Raw genomic sequence first — 22,194 nt, 5'->3', positions numbered from 1 at the left:
CCTCTCTCTTCGCCCCTGAAATGCTCGCATTGCCGCTCTGCCGAGTCGCTCTGCTGAGAAAAGGAAGCTTGAGGCTGACGTGTCGCACAAGAATTCAGCGGTGCTGTGGGCACTCCTGGCCACATCGGTCCCCATGTTCATGGTGTCGCTCGACAACCTCGTCGTCACCAACGCGCTGGTGGACATCGCCCGTGATCTCCGCACCACCCAGCCCGAGCTCCAATGGGTCGTGAACGGCTATGTGCTGCCTTTCGCGGGCCTGCTGCTGGCCGGCGCCGCGCTGGGCGACCGCATCGGCCGCCGCCGGGTGTTCGTCTGGGGCATCGTGCTGTTCACCGCCGCCTCCGCCGCCTGCGCCCTCGCGGGCTCCATCGGTGCGCTGGTCGCCGCGCGGGTGGCGCAGGGCGCGGGCGCAGCCATGATCCTGCCGGTCTCGCTGACGCTGGCGGTGGCCGCCGTCACGGAGAAACGGCGCAACCTGGCGGTGGGGGTCTGGGGCGGGGTCAACGGACTCGGCATCGCGTTCGGCCCGCTGGCCGGCGGCCTCGTGACGGAGGGTCTGGACTGGAGCTGGATCTTCTGGATCAACGTCCCGGTGGGTGTGGTCGCCGTTCCGCTGGCGCTCTGGGCCCTCAAGGAGAGCCGGGGCGCCCAACGCCACCTCGACGTCCCCGGGATGACGCTCGTCGCCGGGGCCGTGGTCGCCGCCGTATGGGGCGTCGTACAGGCCGCGGAGCACGGCTGGAGCCGCCCGGGCGCCCTGCTCGGCCTGGTGGCCGCCGCCGCGCTGCTGGCCGGCTTCGTCGCCTGGGAGCGCCGCACGAGCCGCCCGCTCGTGCCGCTGCGCATGTACCGGCTCCCCGCCTTCCTGCTCAGCAACGCGGTTTCCCTGGCCATGTACTTCGGAGTCTTCGGCTCCATCTTCTTCCTCGCGCAGTTCATGCAGGGCCCGATGGGCTACTCGCCCTTCGAGGCCGGCCTGCGCACCCTGCCCTGGACCGCGGCGCCCATGGCGGTGGTGCCCCTGGCGAGCCTGCTGGTGGACCGGGTCGGCGGCGGAGTCCTCCAGGCGCTGGGCTGCGGTCTGCAGGCCGTCGGCCTGGCCTGGTTCGCGCTGGTCCTCAGCCCCGGGCTGCCGTACGCGGCGATGGTGATCCCCATGGTGCTGGCGGGCGTCGGCATGGGCCTGGTCTTCGCCGCCAACCCCGCCACCGTGATCGCCTCCGTGGAAGAGAGCGAGCACAACACGGCGTCCGGTGTGAACAACACCGTCCGGGAGTTCGGCGGAGCGCTCGGCATCGCCGTACTGACGACGGTGTTCACCCACGGCTCGGCCGGCCACGCGGCGGACGGACCGCAGGCCGGAGCGGCCGCGTTCACCGCCGGCCTGCAACCCGCCCTGTGGTTCGGCGCCCTCGTGGTCGCGCTCGGCGCTGTCGCCGCGCTGCTGATCCGCCGCCCGCGGCAGAAGCCCGCGGCGGGAGACCCGCCCCCCGGACCGCGGTCTCGCAGCGCCGAGCTCGCGGCCGCCGAATGACCGGACGAGCGGCGCCCCCCGCGCGCCGAGCCGTCTCGTACCAACGGAGGAAAGAAATGTTTGCCGCCCTTGGCAAGTTCACCGCGCGACGCCGTAAATGGGTCGTCGTCGCGGCAGTGGTCTTCACGCTGTTCGCCGGCGTATGGGGAACCGGTGTGTTCGGTTCCTTCACCGGCGGTGCCGGCTTCGACGACCCGGCCAGCGAGTCCGTCGCCGCCGACAAGGTGCTCGACGGACCGCTCGGCCGGGAGTCGAACGACCTGATCGTCCTGTACGAGGACAAGGACCGCACCGTCGACGACCCCGCCTTCTCCGACGGTGTGAGCAAAGCGCTCGCCGGCGTGCCGCGCGAGGACATCGAGCGGCTGAACTCGTTCTGGGAGCCCGGCTCGCAGGACAAGGCCGCGTACGTCTCCGAGGACCGGCACGCGACGTACGCCACCGTGCAGTTCACCTCGGACGTGGACCAGGAGCAGGTCGAGTCGCTCGCCGAGATCAAGGAGTCCTTCGAAGTACCGGGCGTGACGGTCCGTTACGGCGGTGTCGCCGCCATGACCGAGCAGGTCAACTCCCTCACCGGCTCGGACATCGCACGGGCCGAGATGCTCTCCGTGCCGATCCTGCTGGTGCTGCTCGTCCTCATCTTCCGCAGCGCGGTGGCGGCGCTGCTGCCGCTCGCCGTCGGTACGTTCGTCGCCCTGGGCTCCTTCGTCGTGCTGCGTGTCCTGACGATGTTCACCGAGATCTCCAGCACCGTCATCAACGTCATCACCATCCTCGGCCTGGGCCTGGCCATCGACTACGCGCTCTTCCTGGTCAACCGCTACCGCGAGGAACTGCACGCGGGCGCCGACGTGGACACCGCCGTGCACCGCGCCACCGCCACCGCCGGCCGCACCGTCGCCTTCTCCGGCCTCGCCGTCGCCATCTCCTTCGCGGGCCTGGCGCTGTTCCCGTCCCGCTTCCTCAGCTCCATGGGGTACGCGGCCGTGGCCGTGGTCGCCTTCGCGGTCGTCGGCTCGCTCACCCTCCTGCCCGCCCTGCTGCGCTACACCGGCCACCGCATCGACAAGTGGCGCATCCCGCTGCCCGGCGGCCGCCGCCGGGCCCCCGTGGCCGAGACGCAGGGCCGCTGGTACCGCACCGCCCACGCCGTGATGCGCAAGCCGCTGCTGTCCACGCTCGCGATCGTCGCCGTCCTCGTCGGCCTCGGCGCCCCGCTGCTCGGCGTCAACTGGGCGCGTCCGGGGGAGTGGGTGCTGCCGTCCAACGCCGACGCGAAGGTGGTGAGCAAGCAGCTGAGCCAGGACTTCGACGTCAACCCCGCCCAGATCATGACCGCGGTCGTACGCTTCGACGGCCCCGCGCAGCCGCAGCGCGACGGAATCGACGCGTACGCGCAGAAGCTGGCCGCCGTCGACGGCATCTCCGAGGCGCGCACCACCGCGGTCGAGGGCAACGACGCGCGCGTCACCCTGCGCTACACGCCCGACCCCATGTCGGCGCAGTCGAACGACATGGTCCGTGACGTACGGGCGGTCGCGCCGCCCGAAGGCGCCACCACGGCCCAGGTCACCGGCATGCCCGCGTCCCGCGTCGACATCGTCGCCATGATCGGCGAACGCCTGCCCTGGATGGCCCTGTTCGTGGCCGTCGTCTCCTTCCTGGTCCTCTTCCTGGCCTTCGGCTCGCTGCTCCTGCCGCTCAAGTCCGTGATCCTGAACCTGCTGTCGCTGCTCGCCGCCTTCGGCGCGATCAAGTGGATCTTCCAGGACGGGAACCTGTCCGGGCTCCTCGGCTTCGAGGCCATCGGCGCGGTGGACGCCAACTTCCCGGTGCTGATCATCGCGATCGCCTTCGGCCTCGCCATGGACTACGAGGTGTTCCTGCTCTCCCGGGTCCGCGAGGAATGGGAGGTCAGCGGCGACCCGGTCGAGTCGGTCGCCCTGGGCGTCCAGCGCACCGCGAAGATCATCACGAGCGCGGCGCTCCTGCTGGTCGTGGTGGTCGGCGGCTTCATGACCTCGTCGATCCTCTTCATGAAGATGATCGGCGTGGGCCTGGTGATCGCGGTGATCGTCGACGCCACGATCGTACGGGCCCTGCTGGTGCCGGCCACGATGGCGCTGATGGGCAAGTGGGCCTGGTGGGCCCCGGCGCCGCTGGCCCGCTGGTGGTCCAAGTACGGCATCCGCGAATCGGACCCGGCCCCCCTGGCGCCGCAGGCCGACCGGTCCGCCGACTCCAGGGCCGGAGCCCTGCGATGATCCCGCTCCGCCCCGATTCCCGGGCGTCCGGGCCCACGGCCACCGTGCCGGGCCCCGGACGCCCCCGGCCCCGGAAGCCCGGGGCCGGGCCGGCGCCCGCCGTCTCCGGCCCCGCGCCCGCCGTGGCCGGAGACGGAGACGGGGCGGAGTCCGCCGCGGTGCAGGACTCCGGAGCCGCCGGGGCCGTCGCCGCCGGCGTCATCGCCGTACTGGCCGCCCTCTTCGGGGACTGGGGGGCCTGGTCCAGTCCCCTCGGGGCCGGCGCGTCGTGGTTCCCGCTGCCCTGGGGGGTGACCGCGGGCCCGCCCGTGCTGCTGCTCACGATCGCCGGTGTCCTGATCGCGCGGGCCGGCGCCCCCTCCTTCGCCCGTACCTGGGCCCATACGGCCGCCGGACTCGCCGCCGCCGCCGGCCTGCTGGTGCTGGTGCTGGAACCCCTCCGGCCGGAGACGGTCTGGAACGCGCTCGCCGAGGCCGCGCACGCCGGTCTCTTCGGGGTCGCGCTCGGCTGGGTGCCCGCCCTCGCCGCGCTCGCCCTCACCGGCCGGCGGCCCCGGCGCGGTACCGGACTCGCTCCGTACGTATGGCTCACCCTCCTCGGGGCCGTCGTGCCCCTGACCGCCCTGACGGCGGGCCTCGCGGGGGCCTCGCCGGTCCACGGCGCGGTGTGCACGGCCACCGAGTGCGTCAGCCCGCGCGCCGGGCTGCTGTTCACCGGCGAGCTCTCGCTGCGCCTCGCGCTGCCCGCCTGGGCAGCGGGCGCCGCGGTGCTGGCCCTGGCCCGGCGCAGCCACCGCGTCCGCCGGCTGCGCGGCGGGTGGCAGGTGCTGCTCGCGCTGGGCGCCGGCGGACTCGCCGTCCTGTTCTCGCCGGGACTCGTCTTCGGAGCGTCCATATGAATTCGCCGTACAGCAGACGCCGCGTCCTTTCCATGGGCGCGGCCGGAGGCCTGGCCGCCCTCGGCTGGACCGGCGCGAGCGCCGCCGCCGGCAGTGACCCGCGACCGAGGGCCCGGCGGGCGTACATCGGGGGGTTCACCATCGGCGAGTACGGCCTGCCCGGTCTCCCCGGCATCGGGATCGCGGCCGTCGGCGCGGACGGCCGGCTGGAACTCACCGGCTGGCGGCGGGGGATCGAGAACCCCTCCTTCCTCACGCTCTCCCCGGACCGCCGTGTGCTGTACGCGGTCAGCCAGCTCCCCGGCGGGGCCGCCGGCGCGATCCACGCCTACCGGATCGACGCCGGCCGGCTCGTCCCGCTCGGCCGCCCCCGCTCCAGCCGCGGCGCGGCCCCGGTCCATCTCGCCGTCCACCCGGCGGGGCGCTTCCTGCTCACCGCCAACTACGACTCCGGGCACCTCGCGGTCCTTCCGCTGGGCGCGGGCGGCGAGCTCGGCGAAGCTGTCCACGTGGTACGCCACCGGGGCAGCGGCCCGCACCCCGTGGAACAGCGCGGCCCCCACCCGCACATGATCGCCTTCGACCCGGCGGGCAGCCGGGTGCTCGTGCCCGACAAGGGCGACGACCACATCCACGTCTACGACTTCGACGCCCGCACCGGCCGGCTGACGCTCGCCCACCGGACGCTCGTCGGCCGCCGCACCGGCCCCCGCCACCTCGTCTTCCACCCCTCGGGGCGGCTCGCGTACGTCACCAACGAGCTCGGCCACTCGGTCACCGTCCTGACCTACGAGCAGGACACCGGAAGGCTGCGCCCCGTCTCGCACGCCTCGGTCGCCCCGCTCGGCCTCGATCCGCGCAACGCGCCCTCCGCGCTGCACCTCACCCGCGACGCCGGGCTGCTGGTCACCACCGACCGCGGCCTCGACACGGTGGAGGCCTTCCGGGTCGGCGGCGCCGGCCGCACGCTCACCCTGCTCGAATCGCAGCCGGTCACGGCCAAGGCCCCGGCACCCGCTGGCCGCGCGACATCGCGCTGGACCTCTCGGACCGCTTCGTCTACGCGGCGAACCAGGCGGGCCAGTCGGTCAGCCAGTTCCGCCTCGATCCGTCCAGCGGTCGGCTGCGCCCGCTGGGGCCGCCCCTGGAGGTGGCGAGCCCCTCGTGCGTACTGCTCCTCTGACGGGGCGCGGGAACCGGCGGAAGTACGGGCGGCGGCCCCGGGGTGAACCCCGGGGCCGCCGCCCGTACTTCCGCACTTCCGCCGAGGGCCGGCGTTCGAAGGTCAGCGTTTCACCGGCCCGGCCTGGGCGGGCCCCCTCCAGTCGGCCACGCTCACGCGCGTCTCCGGGCTCGAGCCGGCCACCGACGCCGCGTACCCGTCGGGGCTGCGTACGCTCCGTACGAACCACTCGCGCCCCGAGCCCGGCACCCGCGCCGCGCGCCAGGAGCCGAAGGACTGGCCGGTGTAGTGGGGAGGAGTGCGGCTGAGCCCCGTGCCGGCCGCCTTGACCAGGGCCTCGGCCCGGGTCCACTGCTCGAAGCCGTGGGTCCTGCGGCCGCCCGACACGCACGGGATCGCGGTCCAGTCCATGTGCGGCCGGATGCGCTCGATGTCGACGCCGACCGGCACCTGCGGGGAGTCGCAGACCGCGATCAGGGCGTACCGGCCGGAGTGCGACAGGCTCGCGGAGAGCACCGTCCCGTCCGGCCCGTGAGGCACCGGTTTGCCGTGCCCGTCCTCGTCGCAGTGCGCGCAGTGGCGGCGGAAGCCCACCTCCCGGGGCGCGACCCCGAGCCGCTGCCCGACGATCACGCGAAACGCGTGGTGGACGGTGCGGTACCGCGCCCGGTCCCGCTCGCGCCGCAACCGGGACATCCGCTCGCGCTCCGCCGCATCGAGGACGGCGTACTCCTCCTCCGGAGACGCCGTGCCCCGATCGCTGCGCACCGTCCAGATGCTGATGACGGCCGTGCTCATGCTGCTGAACCACCTGCCAGGATGTGATGCTGAAGCTGCCGCAGGTCCTCGGAGGGCTCCAGGCCCAGCTCCCGGTCCAGTACGGCCCGTACGTCGTGGAACGCGCGGAGCGCGTCGCCGCGGCGCCCCGAGCGGTGCAGGGCGTCGATGAGCCTGGCGTGCATCCACTCGTTGAGCGGATGCGTGGCGACCAGCCGGCGCAGCTCGGGCACCAGCTCCCGGTGGCGGCCCAGGCCCATCGCCGCTTCTATGCGCAACTCCTGTGCGCGCACCCGCAGTTCCTCGATCCTGGCGGCATGCCCGGCGAGCACCCGGCCCTGCGTCACATCGGCGAGGGTGCGGCCGCGCCACAGGCCGAGCGCCGCGTCGAACCGCTCCAGGGCGGTCTCGCGGTTCCCGGCGCGCATCTCGGCGCGCCCCTGCCCGTACAGCCGGGTGAAGGCGTCGAGGTCGAGCTGGCCGGGCGCCGGGCGCAGCGAGTAGCCGGTGGCCTCGGTGGCGATGACACCGCGCATGGCCTCGACGCCCAGCTCGCGCTCCAGTTCCTGGCGCAGGTGGTACACGTGGGTACGCACGGTGCTGACGGCGGTGGACGGCGGCGAGCCGTCCCACAGCTCCTCGACGAGCGTGTCCACTTCGACGATGTCGTGCGCGCGCACGGCGAGCAGGGCGAGCAGGTTGCGGACCTTGGGACCGCGGGGCCGGTGGACCGCGGAGCCACTGAACCCCTCCAGGGGCCCCAGTATTCGGAAACCGGCCTTGACTCCACTGATGTCGCTCATCATGAATCCCCGTTCTGCTTCTGCGGTGTGGGCCCAGTCGGCTCCAGGCGTCTCCAGTCGGTTCCGGGAGTTCTCGGGCGGTTTCAGGAGACCGGCTGGGCGAGTGTGACGAGATGCGTCGCATGCTGCGTGATCATGAAGACTTGGTACGGCAGACGCCTGCGGGAGCGCGAGTCGCCGGGCCGTGCGGTGAGCGCCGCGCCGGCCAGGACCAGCGCACCGGCCAGCACGACGGCTGCGGGGGTCAGCAGCTCGGGCAGCGCGAGAGCCACGGCGCAGGCCAGGAGGCCGGCCCCGATGGTGACGGCGCTGACCGAGACGATGACCGCGGTGACGCGGCCGCCCCACAGCACGGTCCAGTTGCGCCGGCCGTGCTTGGCGTCGCCCCGGGCGTCGGAGAAGTCCTTCGCCACGGCACCGACCAGGCCCATCCACAGTGTCATCGCGACGGCGAGTACGACCAGGTGGGCCGTGAGCGGAGCGGCTCCGGCGAGCCATCCCGCGAAGTAGGTGAGGGCGCCGCTGGCGACGACCACCGCGATGGTGTCCGGGGTCCGGCTCTTGAGGGAGAGTCCGGGGGCCGAGTAGGCGTACCCGAGCGCGATCATGCAGAGGGTGACGGCGAACATGACGTGTCCGAGCGAGGCGGCGCCGGCCAGGGCGAAGGCGGCCAGCGCCCAGGCGATGCGCCGAGCCTGGATGACGGGCAGGTCGCCGCGGGCGATGGGGCGGCGGGAGCCGTTGGCGCGGTCCTCCCCGATGTCCGTCACCCCGTTGTAGAGGTAGGTGAAGGCGACCGAGGCCAGCCACACCAGCGAGCCGAGCACCAGGGTGGAGGGTGCCGCCGCGACCGAGGGCAGGCCGGCCGTGCCCGCCACCACGAAACGAACGAGAAAAATGGTCAGGACGGCGGGCCGGCATTCCTGCAGACAGAACAGCAGAAGGCGTGTGCGATGGAATCTCGTAGATTTCGTGTTACGCGAATAGCTCGAGTACATGGGGGTACTGGAACTCTGGGGCCTCGCGTACGTCGCTGTCGGCATGCCGACGAATTTAGGCCGAACCTCGGCGGCGGCACAGACCACCAGGGAACAGCAGGCGTACTCCCTTAGATGTATGCCCGTCAGTATTCCGCCGGACCGGCGGGCGGGTGGTCAGGGTCTTCTGATCAGCTGGGCTTCGATGGCTTTGTTCACGGCGTCGATACGGGAAACGGCGCCAAGTTTCTCGAAGATGTTCCGGAGGTGGCGCTTGACAGTGCCTTCGGTAATATGCAGCTTGTTGGAAATCTGGCGGTTGCTCAGGGCCGCCGCCGCGTGGGTGATGACTTCGCGCTCCCGGGGCGAGAGCGTCTGTCTCGCCTCGCCAAAACCGGATTCTGATATTCCGCTGCGCGGTACGGCAATGGTGATGTTCGGGGCGTACGTGGCCGTGTTGCGGATGGCGGAGAGCAGCGACTCGCGCGGCACGCTCTTGTGCAGATATCCGCGTGCGCCGCGGGCGATCAGTTCCTGCACGAGCTGCGCCTCGTGGTACATGGTCAGCATGAGAACGTGCAGCTCGGGGAAACGTTCCGTCAATTCACTCACCACGCTCGGTGCGTGGTGGTCGGGCATCTCCACGTCGAGCAGCACCACCTGCGCCCCCGTCCGCTCGATCAGATCACCGAGCCCCTTGGAGGTGTTCACGTCCGCCACCACATGGAGATCCGGCTCGGTGTTGATCAGTTCGCACAGCGCGCTGCGAAGGAGCGAGTGATCGTCCACGGCGATGATGCGGATGGGCTCAGTCGCCGGTTCCGCGTCCTGGTCCGTCGTCTGCATGGTTCTCCTCCGTGATGGGGACGGAAAGCATGACGGCCGTACCGGCCCCCGGTGTACTGGTGATGGTGACCTCTCCGCCCAGCAGCAGCGCCCGCTCGTGGAGCGAGGCCAGCCCGTTCCCCCGCTGCTTCGCGGGCGAGAAGCCGATGCCGTCGTCCCCTACCACGGCGCGGGCCTGATGGGCGTCGACCTCCACGTCGATGGTGACGCGGGAGGCGGACGCGTGGGCCAGCGCGTTGCGCAGGCACTCGCGGACCATGATGAACAACTCGTCGCAGAGCGCGGACGGCAGCAGGTCGTCGGGGTCGGTCACCCGGATCTCCACCGAGGGCTCTTCGACCGCCATGGCGGTCACGAAGGCGGAGAGGGCGACCTGGAGGGACCGGGTGGAGTCGCTGCGGGTGCGGAGCTCGGTGACGATGTCCCGGGTCGTGTACAGCGTCTCCAGGATGGCCTGCTTGAGGCTGCTGAGCCGGACGTCCGTCGGCGGCGAGGAGTTCTGGGTGAGCTCGTAGAGCTCCAGCTGGCGCAGGGCCAGGCTGGCCGAACTGCCGATCCGGTCGTGGATCTCGCGGGCCATTCCGTGCCGGCCCTGCTGGGCGGCGTCGCGTACGACGTCCAGCAGGAACAGCTCCTGCCCGGTGGAACCCTCCTCCAGCCGCCGGGTGATGGCGGTCTGGAGGGCGGGAAGTGCCTTCATGAGGTAGTGCTCGGAGCCCGGGCTGCCTTCGAGGAGCCGCCCCAGGAAGCCCAGTGTGAGATTGAAGAACAGAGACCCCGCGCGCACGGAATATACCGGCGTGACCCCCTGGGATATCCGGGCCCCGCCCAGCTTGCGGGTTTTCCTGGACAACTGGGGGTTGAGCGGTGCGGAGTTTCCGTGCCGCAGTGCATGGGCGCATTCCGCGAGAATGTGACGGGCCTGCTCGCGGCAGGACAGCCAGATCTCTGCGTGCATTCCCAGAGGGTTCTTCTGTCCAATCAGATGCTGTCTGTAGGCATCGAGAATTTCGGGTTCGAGCGCCAGTAATTGCGCAGCAAGTCTCGCACCCTCGGGATCTGTCCGGTCGTCCAACGCATCCTGGCATGACGCGTTACTCACACTCTTTCCCCCCGCCGGTTGACACCCGACGCCGCTCTTCGCACATCTCGACGACGCTGTCAAGGGGAAAAGGGCTCGGGGGTCCGTTGGATGATGCCGCGCGTCCCGCCGGGTTGTCAAGTGATTGAATACAGTTGTTCATTCGTCAACTTGGCCCGTTTCGGCGGGTGCTGGGCAATGGGCCGACGCCAGGAACAGGCTTGCCGCGTGCTGCCCTTCTGTCAATTGCGTTGCGTCGGCTCTTCCCGCTCCGCGAGATTTGAGAAATGTTCATGAATAAGCCTGCGCAGCGCGGACAGCGCGACATCGCCCAGCACGGCGGAGGTCACCATGCCGGCCGCGGCGCTGTCCGGGGCCGGCCGCGACCTCAGCAACGCCACCTCCGCCTCGCCGATCCGCTCCAGCGCGTCGGCGTACGTGTCCAGCAGCCGCAGCAGGTCGCACTGTTCCAGCCACTCGCACGCGACCAGCACCTGGGTGAGTGTGAGCCACGCCGGGTTCTCCTCGTTCACCTGCCAGTTGCGCGCCTCGGCCAGCCGGGCCGTGTGCTGCCGGGCCCGGGCCCACTCCTCCTGCTCCTCTTTCTCCCGGCAGGTGGTTCCGCGTACGGGCAGGGCGTACAGCACGGTTTCGAGCACCTCGTGCAGCGACGGCGGGGAGGAGTCCATATGGCGCAGGATCCTCCGTACCGCGTCGTACGGGACCCCCCCGACATCCAGCAGCGTCCTGATCAACGCGATCCGGTGGACATGCCGTTCGTCGTACACGGGCTCGGCGCGGAACAGCTCCAAGTCGAGGTACATCTGGAGCGCCCGGACGGGGACGCCTGTCTGGCGGCTCAGCTCTGAAAGCGGCACACCTCACCACCTTCGGGATCTGGTCGGGGTTGCCGGGACCCTACGCAGGCCGCGGACCCTCCTACAAGCCCGTGCCCCCGACTCCGTCCCCCACTGCCTCGAAAGACACAGTGCTCTCACCCCACGGGTGCAGGGAGGGCTCACCCCACGGGTGTGGGGGGAGTGTTCAGTTCAGACGCACCCGTGTTCAGTTCAGGCGGGCCCGTGCCGCCCGCGCCTGGCCGCGGACGGCCTCCGCCGACGCCGGGTCCACCGCCGCCACCACCTCCGCGTACGCCTCCATCTCCGCCGCACCGCCCAGGAAGTCGCCTCGCTGCACCAGCAGTTGCGCCCGCTCGAACCTCAACCGGGCGGGGTGCGACGGCAGCAGCAGGGCCAGTTCCACCGCCCACAGCTGGACGTCCGTACGCTCGGGGCGGGCCACCGCCCACGCCCGGATGTTGTTCAGGATCCGCGCCACGATCGCCGGCGGATCCGCCGGCGCCAGCACCGAGGGATCGAACGGCTCCCCCGTCGCCCCCGCCACCAGCAGTTCCGCGTCCGCCTCCGTCAGCAGCCGCCCGCCGTCGAAGGGGTCCACGAGGACCTGCTCCTCCCCGGACCCGAAACCCACGACGAAGTGCCCGGGCAGGGCGACCCCGTACACCGGGGCGCCCGCCCGCCGGGCGACCTCGATCCATACGACGGACAGCAGGATCGGCAGCCCGCGCCGCCGCCGCAGCACCTCGTGCAGCAGTGAGGACTCCAGCCGCCGGTAGTCCCCGGGCGACCCCCGGAACCCGTGCCGCGCCCCCAGCAGGCCGGACACGGCCGAGGCCCACCCCCGCGCCCCGCCGGGACGGAACGGCAGCAGGCCCGCCAGCCGGTCGAGTTCCATCTCGGCCGCGTCCATCCCGGCCGCGTCCAGCGATCCGTCCGCCTCCGCGCCCACCAGCAGGCACAGCAGTGCGAGGTCCGGCCGCTCGGAGCGGGCCTCCTCGGCGAACCGCTGCCGCCGTTCGCGTTCGGTCGGTCGTCCCATGCGTTCCTCGTCCCGTCTACGCCGGCCGGAAGTGGTGGTAGCTGTGGTGGGTGGCGAAACCCATGCCGTCGTACAGTGCCCGCGCACCCTCGTTGTCGGCCTCGACCTGGAGCCACGCGGCCGAAGCGCCCTCCTCCAGCGCCCGCCGCGCCAGCGCCGTCATCACGGCACCGGCGAGTCCCTGCCGCCGGTGCGCGGGATCGACCTCGACCGCCAGGAACCCGGCCCACCGCCCGTCGACGACGCACCGCCCTATCGCGAGGGGCGCCTCCCCCTCGCCGGGGACGGAGGCGAACCACACCGAAGGCCCGCTCTCCAGGACCTTCGTCACGTGCGGCCCCGGCTCCCCGAACCGCTGGTAGCGCGCGAGCCAGGCCGTGTCGCACGTCCGCTCCAGCCGGACCCGCGACACGTCCGCGTCCCGGTCCCCGACCGGCGCGAGCGCGGCGATCCGCACCTCGGCGCTGACGTCGCGGATCCACCCGAGCCGCTCCAGTTCGGCGGCGAGGCGTTCCTGTGTGCCCTCGGCCCCGGTGGAGACCTGGACGTACGCGGGGAGCCCCCGCGCCGCGTACCACTCCCGTACCCGCTCCAGCGCCGCGCCGACGGGCATTCCGGGGTCCCCGAGCGGCAGCACCGAGTTGGCGCGCCGGGTGAAGCCGCCGGCGGCGCGCAGCCGCCACTCGCCGAGCGGCTCGCTCTCGACGGGCTGCCATGCGCGTGCGCACGTGCGCGACAGCTCCTCGAAAGTCGCCGCGGGGCCGCGCCGCCGGGCCGGGGCGGAAGGCACGGCCTTGCCCGCGACCAGGGAGGATTCGGCGATACGGACCGACTCGCCCCCGCGCCGTGTGATCGACAGCACGCCGCTGTCCCAGGATGTGAGAACACCGACCGTGTCGGTGAACTTCGCCCCCGGCGCCCCGGCATCGTCGAGGCGCCTGACTGATACCCGTTTGCCCACGTCGGCGGGTGAAATACGGACCTCGAGTCGTCCGCCGGTAGTGAATTCCACAGCTCTGGTCGCCCCTCCTGTTCGGATCGTGCCCGGGAACGGAGATACTAGAGGCGGGCATCGACGACGCCGCGCTCCCGCGCGCCACGTGGACGGAGCCGCAGATCGGCCCGCCGCGCCCTATCGAGGAGGAACGACAGCGTGACCTACGTCATCGCGCAGCCTTGTGTCGACGTCAAGGACAAGGCGTGCATCGAGGAGTGCCCGGTCGACTGCATCTACGAGGGCTCCCGGTCCTTGTACATCCACCCGGACGAATGCGTCGACTGTGGTGCCTGTGAGCCGGTCTGCCCGGTCGAGGCCATCTTCTACGAGGACGACACCCCGGAGGAGTGGAAGGACTACTACAAGGCGAACGTCGAGTTCTTCGACGAGCTCGGCTCGCCCGGTGGTGCTTCCAAGCTCGGCCTGATCGAGCGCGACCATCCCTTCGTCGCCGCGCTCCCGCCGCAGAACCAGTAAGCGGCGAGGCGAGTGCGCCGCCCCGGTCCCGTACGGCCTGCCCGCCGTACGGGACCGGGGCGTTTCCAGAGCCAGAGCGAGCCCGTACGAGCACGAGAAAGCGATCACCGTGTCCGCAGTCACTGACCGTCTGCCCACCTTCCCCTGGGACAAGCTGGAGCCGTACAAGGCGACCGCGGCCGCCCATCCGGACGGCATCGTGGACCTGTCCGTCGGCACGCCCGTCGACCCGGTCCCCGAACTGATCCGGCGGGCCCTCGTCGCGGCCGCGGACTCCCCGGGCTATCCGACGGTGTGGGGCACGGCCGCGCTGCGGGACGCGCTCACGGGGTGGGTGGGGCGGCGCCTGGGCGCGCGCGGCGTGGCGCACACCAACGTCCTGCCGGTCGTCGGCTCGAAGGAGCTGGTGGCCTGGCTGCCGACGCAGCTCGGGCTGGGCGCCGGCGACCAGGTGGCGTACCCCCGGCTCGCGTACCCGACGTACGAGGTGGGCGCGCGGCTGGCGGGCGCCGAGCCGGTCGTGTACGACGACCCCGTGGCGGACCTCGACCCCACCCGTCTCAAGCTCCTCTGGCTCAACTCGCCGTCGAACCCGACGGGCCGCGTCCTGGCCAAGGACGAGCTGACCCGGATCGTCGCGTGGGCGCGCGAGCACGGCGTGCTGGTCTTCAGCGACGAGTGCTACCTGGAGCTGGGCTGGGAGGCCGAGCCCGTCTCCGTACTGCACCCGGACGTCTGCGGCGGTACGTACGAGGGCATCGTCGCCGTCCACTCGCTCTCCAAGCGTTCCAACCTGGCCGGCTACCGCGCGGCCTTCGTCGCGGGCGACGCGGCCGTCCTGGGCGACCTGCTGCTGATCCGCAAGCACGGCGGCATGATGACGCCGGCGCCGGTGCAGGCGGCGACGGCCGCGGCGCTCGGCGACGACGCGCACGTGGCGGAGCAGCGGGAGCGGTACGCGGACCGGCGCGCGGCGCTGCGGACCGCGCTGGAGGCGCACGGCTTCCGGATCGAGCACAGCGAGGCGAGCCTGTACCTGTGGGCGACGCGTGACGAGCCGTGCTGGGAGACGGTGGCCCACCTGGCGGAGCTGGGGATCCTGGTGGCTCCCGGCGACTTCTACGGGGCTGCGGGGGGCCGCTTCGTACGGGTGGCGTTCACGGCCACCGACGAGCGCGTCATGGCGGCGGTCAAGCGCCTCGGCGGCTGACGGCACACGCACGCGCAGCGCGCGAAGGGGCCCCGGGGCGTTCGTGCTCCCCGGGGCCCCTTCTGTTCGTTCTGTTCGTTCTGCTTCGCGTACGGACTAGCCGAGCGGGAGGCCCTTGGTGGGCAGCTGGCCGGTCGGCAGCCTGCCGCCGCCGACGGACAGGCCGCTGTCGGTCGCGGTCGACGCGGTCTCGCCGACGACGTCACCGGCGGAGCCCGCGACGTCACCGGCCGCCTTCTGCGCGGCCGGGGTGGCCGTCTTGCCGGTCTTGCCGACGGTCTTGCCCGCGGCCGGGACGGCCTTCTTGACGGCCTTGCCGCCGGTGTCACCCGCCGCCTTGGTGCTCTTCTGCGCCGCTCCGTCGACGGTGTCGCCGAGACCGGCGCCGTCCAGGGCGGTCAGGCCGCCCAGCTCCGGGGCGGGAAGGCCGGCGGCGCTCGCGGAGCCGGCAGCACCGACCACGGGGGCTGCGCCGGCCGCGATGATCAGTGCGGCACGGGCGATCCGACGGGTCAGGGGGAGAGACATGGTGCTCCTTCTAGGCGGGAGGGACGTTGAGTCGGGACAGTCGGTCCGACGATCAGACGCCATGACAACCGCTCACAGGGCGGGAGAGGTTGCGGTGCACCAAGGTAAAGAGTTTGCAATGCGTCGCATTATCGGCTGCGGATGAACCCGGCAAATGATCTGCGCGGGAACGGGGTGCCGTGGGGCTGCTTCCCTTTGTTTCCCGGGGAAAAGGGCGGGAGAGGGGTGAGGGGCCGCAGGTGCGTGCGCACCCCGCCTCCCGCATGATCCACTTACTGCTCCCGGGTGACCGTTCGCACTAGTGCGCAGTGGTGATCCGGACCTCTCCGGAGTCCTTCCCGGCGCTCTCCGGCTGCCATTTCTTCCCGGAGTCCCCGGTGGTCCACACGCGGCCCGCATAGGAGACCTGTTCGATGTGCAGCTCGGAGGAGTGAGCGACGGCCCAGTGCGCGAGCTCCCAGCCGCGCCGGTCCCCGCCAGCCCTGCCGCCGCCCGCCGCCCGCGCGGGTACCGGCACGGTCACCGTCGCCGCGGAGGTGCCGCCGGGATTCGCGCTCGCGCCCGCGGAGTCGCCCGCACCGGCCGGTGCGCCCGCGGCCCGCGCCGGGCCCGGGGATCCCGCCGCCCGGGCGCCGGGCAGTACGTCGGACCCGAAGTCCCGCACCAGCGCGGCCCGTACGTCGGCCGGCTCGCCCCGCTGCGCGTCCAGGGGCGCCGAGCAGGTCAGCGACGCGGGCGCGCGCCCGGTGAGCGCGGCGGCCAGCAGGGCCGCGTCCGGCTCGTGCTTCGCGTACGCCTGCGGGAAGCCGCTGCGCTGGACGCGCTGGGCGGCGACGGTCAGCGGCAGCCGGGAGTAGCCGGGGACCTTCTCCAGGTGCTCGTAGAACTTCCCCGCCGAGTAACCGGGATCGAGGATCTGCTTCTCGGTTCCCCAGCCCTGCGAGGGGCGCTGCTGGAAGAGGCCGAGCGAGTCCCGGTCGCCGTGCTCGATGTTGCGCAGCGCCGACTCCTGGAGCGCGGTCGCGAGCGCGATCGTCACCGCCCGCTCCGGCAGCCCGCGCGACGTGCCGACGGCGGAGATCGTCGCGGCGTTGACCGCCTGCTCCGGAGTGATCTCGTACGTCGCCCCGTCGCCCTCCGCGGAACGCACGACGCAGCGCGGCGCGCCTCCGCCGCCGGTCACGTACTGCGCCACCATGTATCCGGCCAGCGCCAGCAGCACGGCGACACCCGCCACGATGCGCAGGATGCGGCCGCGGGTTATGGAAGAGGTGGACTCAGGCACGCTGCCAAAGGTACTGGAGGCGGGTGCGGGCCCCGTGGGGTCCTCGCGCTTCCGTCCGCCTGCCTCCTGCCCGGCCCGGACCGTTAGGCTCGGGGCATGGCCGAAACCATGCTTGACCTCGCCCTGGACGCCCCCGCGCTGACCGCCCGGCTCGTCGACTTCCCGTCGGAGAGCGGCAGCGAGAAGGCACTCGCCGACGCCGTCGAGGAGGCGCTGCGCGCGCTGCCGCACCTCACCGTCGACCGGCACGGCAACAACGTGGTGGCCCGTACGGACCTGGGGCACGCCGAGCGGGTCATCCTGGCCGGGCACATCGACACCGTCCCGATCGCCGGCAACGTGCCCTCCAGGCTCGACGAGAACGGCGTCCTGTGGGGCTGCGGGACGAGCGACATGAAGTCCGGCGTCGCCGTCCAGCTGCGGATCGCCGCGACCGTCCCCGTACCCAACCGGGACCTGACCTTCGTCTTCTACGACAACGAAGAGGTCGCCGCGCACCTGAACGGCCTGGGACACATCGCCGACGCGCACCCCGACTGGCTCGCGGGCGACTTCGCCGTACTCCTGGAACCGTCCGACGCGCAGGTCGAGGGCGGCTGCCAGGGCACTCTGCGGGTCCTGCTGCGCACGGCGGGCGAGCGGGCGCACTCGGCGCGCGGCTGGATGGGGTCCAACGCCATTCACGCGGCCGCGCCGATCCTGGCCAGGCTCGCGGCGTACGAGCCGAGGCGGCCCGTGATCGACGGCCTGGAGTACCGCGAGGGCCTCAACGCCGTCGCGATCGAGGGCGGCGTGGCGGGCAACGTCATCCCCGACGCGTGCACGGTGACGGTCAACTTCCGCTACGCGCCCGACCGCAGCGAGGAGGAGGCGCTCGCGCACGTGCGGGAGGTCTTCCAGGACTGCGGCATCGCGGAGTTCGTCGTGGACGACCACTCGGGGGCGGCCCTGCCCGGCCTCTCGCACCCGGCCGCCGCGGCGTTCATGGAGGCGGTGGGCGGCAGCGCGCAGCCCAAGTTCGGCTGGACCGACGTCGCGCGCTTCAGCTCGCTCGGTGTGCCCGCGGTCAACTACGGGCCCGGGGACGCGCTTTTCGCGCACAAGCGGGACGAGCACGTCGCCGTCGAGCGCATCACGCACTGCGAAGAACGACTGCGCGCCTGGCTGACTGCCTGAATTTCACTGTTCGTCACGACTGTGGATCTACCCTGACCGGACAATGTTCGGCAGCGGAGGGAGTACGGCATGACGATTCCTGAAGAGGAGCGGGTACCGGAAGAGCAGCGTCTGGGCCCTGTGGTACGCCGCCGCGACCAGATCCAGCCGGGCACGACCGACCAGCGGCTGCTGGATTCCAACGGTGACACGGGGTGGGTGCACACCGACCCCTGGCGGGTCATGCGGATGCAGGCGGAACTGGTGGACGGCTTCGGCGCCCTCGCCGAACTGCCGGCCGCCATCAGCGTCTTCGGTTCGGCCCGCACGCGGCCCGGCATGCCCGACTACGAAGCGGGTGTGGAGCTCGGCCGGGCCCTGGCCGAGGCGGGGTTCGCGGTGATCACGGGCGGCGGCCCCGGCGCGATGGAGGCCGCGAACAAGGGGGCGCGGGACGCCAAGGGCATCTCGGTCGGCCTCGGGATCGAGCTGCCCTTCGAGCAGGGCATCAACCCGCACGTCGACATCGGCGTGAACTTCCGCTACTTCTTCGTCCGCAAGATCATGTTCGTGAAGTACGCGCACGGTTTCGTGGTCCTGCCGGGCGGCCTCGGCACCCTGGACGAACTCTTCGAGGCCCTCACCCTCGTGCAGACCCGCAAGGTCACCCGCTTCCCGATCGTGCTCTTCGGCACGGCGTACTGGGGCGGTCTGGTCGACTGGCTGCGCGACACGGTGATCGCTCAGGGCAAGGCGTCCGAGAGGGACCTGCTGCTGTTCCACGTGACGGACAGCGTGGAGGAAGCGGTGGCGCTGGTGTCGAAGGAGTCGGAGCGGTAGCAGCCGGAGGGCGGGAGGGGCTGGAGGCCGCGGCAGCGCGGCGGCCTCCAGCCCCTCGGGACCCCGGACGAAGCCCGGGGGAGTCCGGGGAGCGCGGTCCCGCGCCCCGCCCGCCCCGCTCAGGCCAGCCCCCGCCGGGCGACCGCCGGCGCCCGGTGTCCCGCGATGGACGCCACCATGTCCAGTACCTGCCGCGTCTCCGCCACCTCGTGCACGCGGTAGACCTGCGCCCCCAGCCACGCCGACACCGCCGTCGTCGCCAGCGTCCCGACGATCCGTTCCTTCACCGGCTTGTCGAGCGTCTCACCGACGAAGTCCTTGTTGGACAGCGAGACCAGCACCGGCCGCCCCGTCTCCACCATCTCGCCCAGCCTGCGGGTCGCTTCCAGGCTGTGCCGGGTGTTCTTGCCGAAGTCGTGCCCCGGGTCGATCAGGATCGCGTCACGCCGTACGCCCAGGCTCTCCGCGCGCTCCGCCAGGCCGAGCGTGACGCCGAGGATGTCCGCCATCACGTCGTCGTACGCGATCCGGTGCGGCCGGGTCCGCGGCTCCGCGCCGCCCGCGTGCGTACACACCAGGCCCACGTCGTAACGGGCCGCCACCTCGGCCAGCCGGGGGTCGACGCCGCCCCACGCGTCGTTCAGCAGGTCCGCCCCCGCCTCGCAGACCGCCTCGCCCACCTCGTGCCGCCACGTGTCGACGCTGATCACCACGTCCGGGTGGCGCCTGCGCACCTCGGCCACGAAACCGACCGTGCGCCGCGCCTCCTCGGCCGCGCTCACCTCTTCGCCGGGGCCGGCCTTCACGCCGCCGATGTCGATGACGGCGGCGCCCTCCGACACCGCCTGCTCGACGCGGGCGAGCGCGGGCTCGTCGCGGAACGTCGCTCCCTGGTCGTAAAAGGAATCAGGGGTCCGGTTCACGATCGCCATGATCACCGGCTCGTGCGCTGCGAACTCGCGTCGTCCCAGCCTGAGCACCGTTTTTCCTCCTTGCGTCGGTCGCCTGCGACCTTAACCGTCGGTGCCGCATGGCACGATCGGGACTGGACGGTTTCGGCATGTGCGCGTGGCCCGGGGAGACTCTCGTGTTCTTGTTCTTGGTGGTGGCGATGGTCGTCGTGGTCGCCGCGGTCACCCTCGCCGTGGTCGGCGGAGGAAACGGCGCCGGCGGGGTCCTGCCCGAAGCGGCGCCCGAACAGCTCGTGGACCCGCTGCCCGCGACGCGCCCGGTGGGCCGCGCCGACCTCGAGGCGCTGCGCCTTCCGATGGCCCCCCGGGGCTACCGGATGGGTGACGTCGACGACGTGCTCGGCCGCCTCGGCGCCGAGCTCGCCGAGCGGGACGCGCGGATCGCCGAGCTGGAGGCCGCGCTGGCCGGTGTCCAGGCCGGCGCGATCGGCGGCGCGGGCCTCTTCGAGGACGCCCCCTTCAAGAACACCTTCCCCGAGGACGCCCCCTCCAAGGACGCCTCCGCCTCCGACGACGAGCCCCGGTCATGACGGAGGCGGACGGCGGCGCCGCGCCGGGCCCCGACGGCAGGCTCCGCTGCCCGTGGGGCCTGGCCACCGAGGAGTACGTCGCGTACCACGACGGGGAGTGGGGCCGGCCGGTCCACGGCGACGACGCGCTGTACGAGCGCCTCTGCCTGGAGGCGTTCCAGTCCGGTCTGTCCTGGCTGACGATCCTGCGCCGGCGCGAGGGCTTCCGCACCGCCTTCGCCGGTTTCAGGATCGCGTCGGTGGCCGCCTTCACCGACGAGGACGCCGCGCGCCTGCTCGCCGATCCCGGGATCATCCGCAACCGCGCCAAGATCGAGGCGACCCTCGCCAACGCCAGGACGCTCGCCGGCTGGCGCGCCGGCGAGCTGGACACCCTGATCTGGTCGTACGCCCCGGATCCCGGGGCGCGCCCGGCCCCCCGGGCGGTCTCGGACGTCCCCGCGATCACCCCGGAGTCCGTCGCGCTCTCCAAGGCGCTCAAGAAGCGCGGCATACGGTTCGTCGGTCCCACGACGGCGTACGCGCTGATGCAGGCGTGCGGTCTGGTGGACGACCACCTCGCCCAGTGCGTGGCGCGCGGAGCGGCACGGACCTAGCGGCCGAGGTACTGCGGCTTCTCCTTGGCGATGAACGCCCGGACCGCGATGGCGTGGTCCTCCGACGCGCCCGCCCTCGTCTGGAGTTCGTCCTCCTTCTCGAGGGTCTCGCTCAGGCTGTGGTCCGCGCCGTACGCCAGGGACTCCTTGAGCGCGGCGTACGCCAGGGTGGGGCCCGCGGCCAGGGCGCGGGCGACGGCCTCGGACTCGGCGGCCAGGTCGGCGGCGGGCACCAGCTTGTTGGCGATGCCCAGGTCGAAGGCCTCCTGCGCGGAGATCGAGCGCGGGAAGAGCAGCAGGTCGGCGGCGCGGCTCTGGCCGATCAGGCGCGGCAGGGTCCACGAGACGCCCGAGTCGGCGGTCAGCGCGACCCCCGCGAAGGACGTGTTGAAGGCGGCGGTGTCGGCGACGACCCGGTAGTCGGCGGCGAGCGCGAAGCCCGCGCCCGCACCGGCGGCGACACCGTTGACCCCGGCGACGACGGGCTTCGGCATCCCGGTGAGGGCCCGCACGATGGGGTTGTAGTGCTCGCGCACCGTGTTCATGGTCCGGCCGGTGCCCGCCTCGCGGTCGGCGGCGAGCGAGGAGATGTGCTCCTTGAGGTCCTGGCCCACGCAGAACGCCCGGCCGGCGGCGGTGAGCAGGACCGCCCGTACCGCCGGATCGGCGGCCGCGGCCTCCGCCGCGTCCCGCAGGGCGACCTTGGCCTCGGTGTTCATGGCGTTCATGGCCTCGGGACGATTGATCGTGATCGTCGCGAGGCCGTCGGTCACCTCGTAGAGCACGGTGTCGGCCATCGGTGGGTCCCCTTTTGCAGCTCGGCAGGCATGTCCTCGCCCAGCATGGCGGAGATCACCGGAGCTGCACATGTGACCTGCGTCTAACAAAGTGAGGCCCCCAGGTGCCCAGCGGCGGCGAAGTATCGCAGGCGGAACGCCGAATTGAGTGGTTTTGAGAGAGCGCGTTGCGCAAGCGATGCCGAACGATGTTGGTCATTGGGTCCTGTGATGCGGGATAATGGCCTGGAAGCAATGTGTTCGATGCCGGTGACACCTGGGTTGTCGGCTGCGATGAGCTGGTTTCAGGAAGGGGAACGAGCATGGCGGCCATGAAGCCGCGAACGGGCGACGGCCCGCTCGAGGTGACCAAGGAGGGGCGGGGCATCGTCATGCGCGTTCCGCTCGAAGGCGGCGGACGACTTGTCGTCGAGCTGACTCCGGATGAGGCCGATGCGCTCGGCGACGCTCTGAAGAAGGTCGTCGGCTAACGCGGAAGCACCGAACTTTCCACTGCCCCGGCACGCCACGAGCGTGCCGGGGCAGTGGTGTGTCCGGTC

At 72.0% G+C, this 22,194-nt stretch carries 23 protein-coding genes and 1 pseudogene; 12 read left to right on the top strand and 12 right to left on the bottom strand.

Annotation, left to right across the window (positions count from 1 at the left end; translation table 11 throughout):
- The first annotated feature begins 100 nt into the window (after positions 1-100).
- The 5 genes and pseudogenes from BN1555_RS11025 (at position 101) to BN1555_RS41600 (ending at position 5,886) form a co-directional block, all read left to right on the top strand.
- On the top strand, positions 101-1,537 hold the full coding sequence (locus tag BN1555_RS11025; protein WP_255305987.1) for an MFS transporter: 1,437 nt from the start codon (positions 101-103) through the stop codon (positions 1,535-1,537).
- A 56-nt stretch (positions 1,538-1,593) separates the two neighbouring features.
- Positions 1,594-3,804: an MMPL family transporter gene (locus BN1555_RS11020; protein ID WP_093799215.1), complete on the top strand. Its 2,211-nt coding sequence runs from the start codon at positions 1,594-1,596 to the stop codon at positions 3,802-3,804.
- Between the two features lie 122 nt (positions 3,805-3,926).
- Positions 3,927-4,703, top strand: a complete 777-nt coding sequence (locus tag BN1555_RS38480) for a hypothetical protein (RefSeq protein WP_141662837.1) — start codon at positions 3,927-3,929, stop codon at positions 4,701-4,703.
- Positions 4,700-5,701, top strand: a pseudogene (locus BN1555_RS38475) (lactonase family protein); the annotation flags it as partial. The gene BN1555_RS38480 and the pseudogene BN1555_RS38475, both read left to right, overlap by 4 nt.
- The gene (locus BN1555_RS41600) at positions 5,686-5,886 is read left to right on the top strand and encodes a beta-propeller fold lactonase family protein (RefSeq protein WP_369689030.1); all 201 of its coding nucleotides are present in this window, start codon (positions 5,686-5,688) and stop codon (positions 5,884-5,886) included. The pseudogene BN1555_RS38475 and the gene BN1555_RS41600, both read left to right, overlap by 16 nt.
- A gap of 102 nt (positions 5,887-5,988) precedes the next feature.
- Here BN1555_RS41600 and BN1555_RS11010 read toward each other — a convergent pair whose 3' ends face one another.
- From BN1555_RS11010 to BN1555_RS10975, 8 genes are all read right to left on the bottom strand, one after another.
- Positions 5,989-6,684, bottom strand: a complete 696-nt coding sequence (locus BN1555_RS11010; RefSeq protein WP_093799213.1) for a 4'-phosphopantetheinyl transferase family protein — start codon at positions 6,682-6,684, stop codon at positions 5,989-5,991.
- A complete protein-coding gene (locus BN1555_RS11005) occupies positions 6,681-7,466 on the bottom strand; it encodes an AfsR/SARP family transcriptional regulator (RefSeq protein ID WP_176710019.1) in 786 nt (261 codons plus the stop codon). Before BN1555_RS11005 ends, BN1555_RS11010 begins: the two co-directional genes overlap by 4 nt.
- 83 nt (positions 7,467-7,549) lie before the next feature.
- Positions 7,550-8,347, bottom strand: coding sequence for a UbiA family prenyltransferase (locus BN1555_RS11000; RefSeq protein ID WP_176710018.1), 798 nt, complete (start codon positions 8,345-8,347; stop codon positions 7,550-7,552).
- A gap of 273 nt (positions 8,348-8,620) precedes the next feature.
- On the bottom strand, positions 8,621-9,289 hold the full coding sequence (locus BN1555_RS10995; protein ID WP_093799210.1) for a response regulator: 669 nt from the start codon (positions 9,287-9,289) through the stop codon (positions 8,621-8,623).
- A complete protein-coding gene (locus BN1555_RS10990) occupies positions 9,252-10,247 on the bottom strand; it encodes a sensor histidine kinase (protein ID WP_093799209.1) in 996 nt (331 codons plus the stop codon). The genes BN1555_RS10995 and BN1555_RS10990 overlap by 38 nt, the downstream gene beginning before the upstream one ends.
- A 365-nt stretch (positions 10,248-10,612) precedes the next feature.
- A complete protein-coding gene (locus BN1555_RS10985) occupies positions 10,613-11,248 on the bottom strand; it encodes a MerR family transcriptional regulator (RefSeq protein WP_093799208.1) in 636 nt (211 codons plus the stop codon).
- Positions 11,249-11,435: 187 nt separating this feature from the next.
- The gene (locus BN1555_RS10980) at positions 11,436-12,269 is read right to left on the bottom strand and encodes a transglutaminase family protein (protein WP_093799207.1); all 834 of its coding nucleotides are present in this window, start codon (positions 12,267-12,269) and stop codon (positions 11,436-11,438) included.
- A 16-nt stretch (positions 12,270-12,285) separates the two neighbouring features.
- Positions 12,286-13,281: a GNAT family N-acetyltransferase gene (locus BN1555_RS10975; protein WP_093799206.1), complete on the bottom strand. Its 996-nt coding sequence runs from the start codon at positions 13,279-13,281 to the stop codon at positions 12,286-12,288.
- A gap of 141 nt (positions 13,282-13,422) precedes the next feature.
- Here BN1555_RS10975 and fdxA point away from each other — a divergent pair, with 141 nt between their 5' ends.
- Both fdxA and BN1555_RS10965 read left to right on the top strand, forming a co-directional pair.
- The gene (gene fdxA / locus BN1555_RS10970) at positions 13,423-13,743 is read left to right on the top strand and encodes a ferredoxin (protein ID WP_019058397.1); all 321 of its coding nucleotides are present in this window, start codon (positions 13,423-13,425) and stop codon (positions 13,741-13,743) included.
- Positions 13,744-13,852: 109 nt separating this feature from the next.
- Positions 13,853-14,953 carry a bifunctional succinyldiaminopimelate transaminase/glutamate-prephenate aminotransferase gene (locus BN1555_RS10965; RefSeq protein ID WP_093799205.1) on the top strand — a complete coding sequence of 367 codons (1,101 nt, stop codon included), beginning with the start codon at positions 13,853-13,855 and terminating at the stop codon, positions 14,951-14,953.
- Positions 14,954-15,049: 96 nt separating this feature from the next.
- Here BN1555_RS10965 and BN1555_RS10960 read toward each other — a convergent pair whose 3' ends face one another.
- Both BN1555_RS10960 and BN1555_RS10955 read right to left on the bottom strand, forming a co-directional pair.
- Positions 15,050-15,481, bottom strand: a complete 432-nt coding sequence (locus BN1555_RS10960) for an ATP-binding protein (RefSeq protein WP_093799204.1) — start codon at positions 15,479-15,481, stop codon at positions 15,050-15,052.
- Between the two features lie 298 nt (positions 15,482-15,779).
- Positions 15,780-16,766 (bottom strand): VldE C-terminal domain-containing protein, encoded by a 987-nt coding sequence (locus BN1555_RS10955; protein WP_093799203.1) that lies wholly within the window; start codon positions 16,764-16,766, stop codon positions 15,780-15,782.
- A gap of 96 nt (positions 16,767-16,862) precedes the next feature.
- Here BN1555_RS10955 and dapE point away from each other — a divergent pair, with 96 nt between their 5' ends.
- Together dapE and BN1555_RS10945 are read left to right on the top strand one after the other, a co-directional pair.
- Positions 16,863-17,942 carry a succinyl-diaminopimelate desuccinylase gene (gene dapE, locus BN1555_RS10950; protein WP_093799202.1) on the top strand — a complete coding sequence of 360 codons (1,080 nt, stop codon included), beginning with the start codon at positions 16,863-16,865 and terminating at the stop codon, positions 17,940-17,942.
- A gap of 69 nt (positions 17,943-18,011) precedes the next feature.
- Positions 18,012-18,761, top strand: coding sequence for an LOG family protein (locus BN1555_RS10945; RefSeq protein ID WP_093799201.1), 750 nt, complete (start codon positions 18,012-18,014; stop codon positions 18,759-18,761).
- Between the two features lie 119 nt (positions 18,762-18,880).
- Here the strand turns inward: BN1555_RS10945 and folP are convergent, their stop codons facing one another.
- Positions 18,881-19,741, bottom strand: coding sequence for a dihydropteroate synthase (folP, locus tag BN1555_RS10940; protein WP_093799200.1), 861 nt, complete (start codon positions 19,739-19,741; stop codon positions 18,881-18,883).
- A gap of 107 nt (positions 19,742-19,848) precedes the next feature.
- Between folP and BN1555_RS10935 the strand changes: the two genes are divergently transcribed.
- Together BN1555_RS10935 and BN1555_RS10930 are read left to right on the top strand one after the other, a co-directional pair.
- Positions 19,849-20,262 carry a hypothetical protein gene (locus tag BN1555_RS10935; RefSeq protein ID WP_093799199.1) on the top strand — a complete coding sequence of 138 codons (414 nt, stop codon included), beginning with the start codon at positions 19,849-19,851 and terminating at the stop codon, positions 20,260-20,262.
- Positions 20,259-20,858, top strand: a complete 600-nt coding sequence (locus tag BN1555_RS10930; RefSeq protein WP_093799198.1) for a DNA-3-methyladenine glycosylase I — start codon at positions 20,259-20,261, stop codon at positions 20,856-20,858. The genes BN1555_RS10935 and BN1555_RS10930 overlap by 4 nt, the downstream gene beginning before the upstream one ends.
- Here BN1555_RS10930 and BN1555_RS10925 read toward each other — a convergent pair.
- Positions 20,855-21,655 (bottom strand): 2-cyclohexenylcarbonyl CoA isomerase, encoded by an 801-nt coding sequence (locus tag BN1555_RS10925; RefSeq protein WP_093799197.1) that lies wholly within the window; start codon positions 21,653-21,655, stop codon positions 20,855-20,857. The genes BN1555_RS10930 and BN1555_RS10925 overlap by 4 nt on opposite strands.
- A gap of 302 nt (positions 21,656-21,957) precedes the next feature.
- On the opposite strand from BN1555_RS10925, the gene BN1555_RS10920 reads away from it, so the two are divergent.
- Positions 21,958-22,125 (top strand): DUF3117 domain-containing protein, encoded by a 168-nt coding sequence (locus tag BN1555_RS10920; RefSeq protein WP_003966491.1) that lies wholly within the window; start codon positions 21,958-21,960, stop codon positions 22,123-22,125.
- Positions 22,126-22,194: the final 69 nt, after the last annotated feature.

Origin of the sequence: Streptomyces sp. Wb2n-11, assembly GCF_001049855.1 — a bacterium.
Classification (GTDB): Bacteria; Actinomycetota; Actinomycetes; order Streptomycetales; family Streptomycetaceae; genus Streptomyces; species Streptomyces altiplanensis.
Note: the sequence above shows the minus strand (reverse complement) of the source record. Positions and strands in the feature narration are given on the sequence as shown.

Bases quoted from the DNA above. Each gene is read 5' to 3' on its own strand.
- dapE (WP_093799202.1), top strand. From the start codon at position 16,863: ATGGCCGAAACCATGCTTGACCTCGCCCTGGACGCCCCCGCGCTGACC.
- BN1555_RS10930 (WP_093799198.1), top strand. From the start codon at position 20,259: ATGACGGAGGCGGACGGCGGCGCCGCGCCGGGCCCCGACGGCAGGCTC.
- BN1555_RS10980 (WP_093799207.1), bottom strand. From the start codon at position 12,269: ATGGGACGACCGACCGAACGCGAACGGCGGCAGCGGTTCGCCGAGGAG.
- BN1555_RS11005 (WP_176710019.1), bottom strand. From the start codon at position 7,466: ATGAGCGACATCAGTGGAGTCAAGGCCGGTTTCCGAATACTGGGGCCC.
- BN1555_RS11020 (WP_093799215.1), top strand. From the start codon at position 1,594: ATGTTTGCCGCCCTTGGCAAGTTCACCGCGCGACGCCGTAAATGGGTC.
- BN1555_RS10925 (WP_093799197.1), bottom strand. From the start codon at position 21,655: ATGGCCGACACCGTGCTCTACGAGGTGACCGACGGCCTCGCGACGATC.
- BN1555_RS10920 (WP_003966491.1), top strand. From the start codon at position 21,958: ATGGCGGCCATGAAGCCGCGAACGGGCGACGGCCCGCTCGAGGTGACC.
- BN1555_RS10960 (WP_093799204.1), bottom strand. From the start codon at position 15,481: ATGTCTCTCCCCCTGACCCGTCGGATCGCCCGTGCCGCACTGATCATC.
- BN1555_RS11010 (WP_093799213.1), bottom strand. From the start codon at position 6,684: ATGAGCACGGCCGTCATCAGCATCTGGACGGTGCGCAGCGATCGGGGC.
- BN1555_RS10995 (WP_093799210.1), bottom strand. From the start codon at position 9,289: ATGCAGACGACGGACCAGGACGCGGAACCGGCGACTGAGCCCATCCGC.
- BN1555_RS10990 (WP_093799209.1), bottom strand. From the start codon at position 10,247: ATGCACGCAGAGATCTGGCTGTCCTGCCGCGAGCAGGCCCGTCACATT.
- BN1555_RS10945 (WP_093799201.1), top strand. From the start codon at position 18,012: ATGACGATTCCTGAAGAGGAGCGGGTACCGGAAGAGCAGCGTCTGGGC.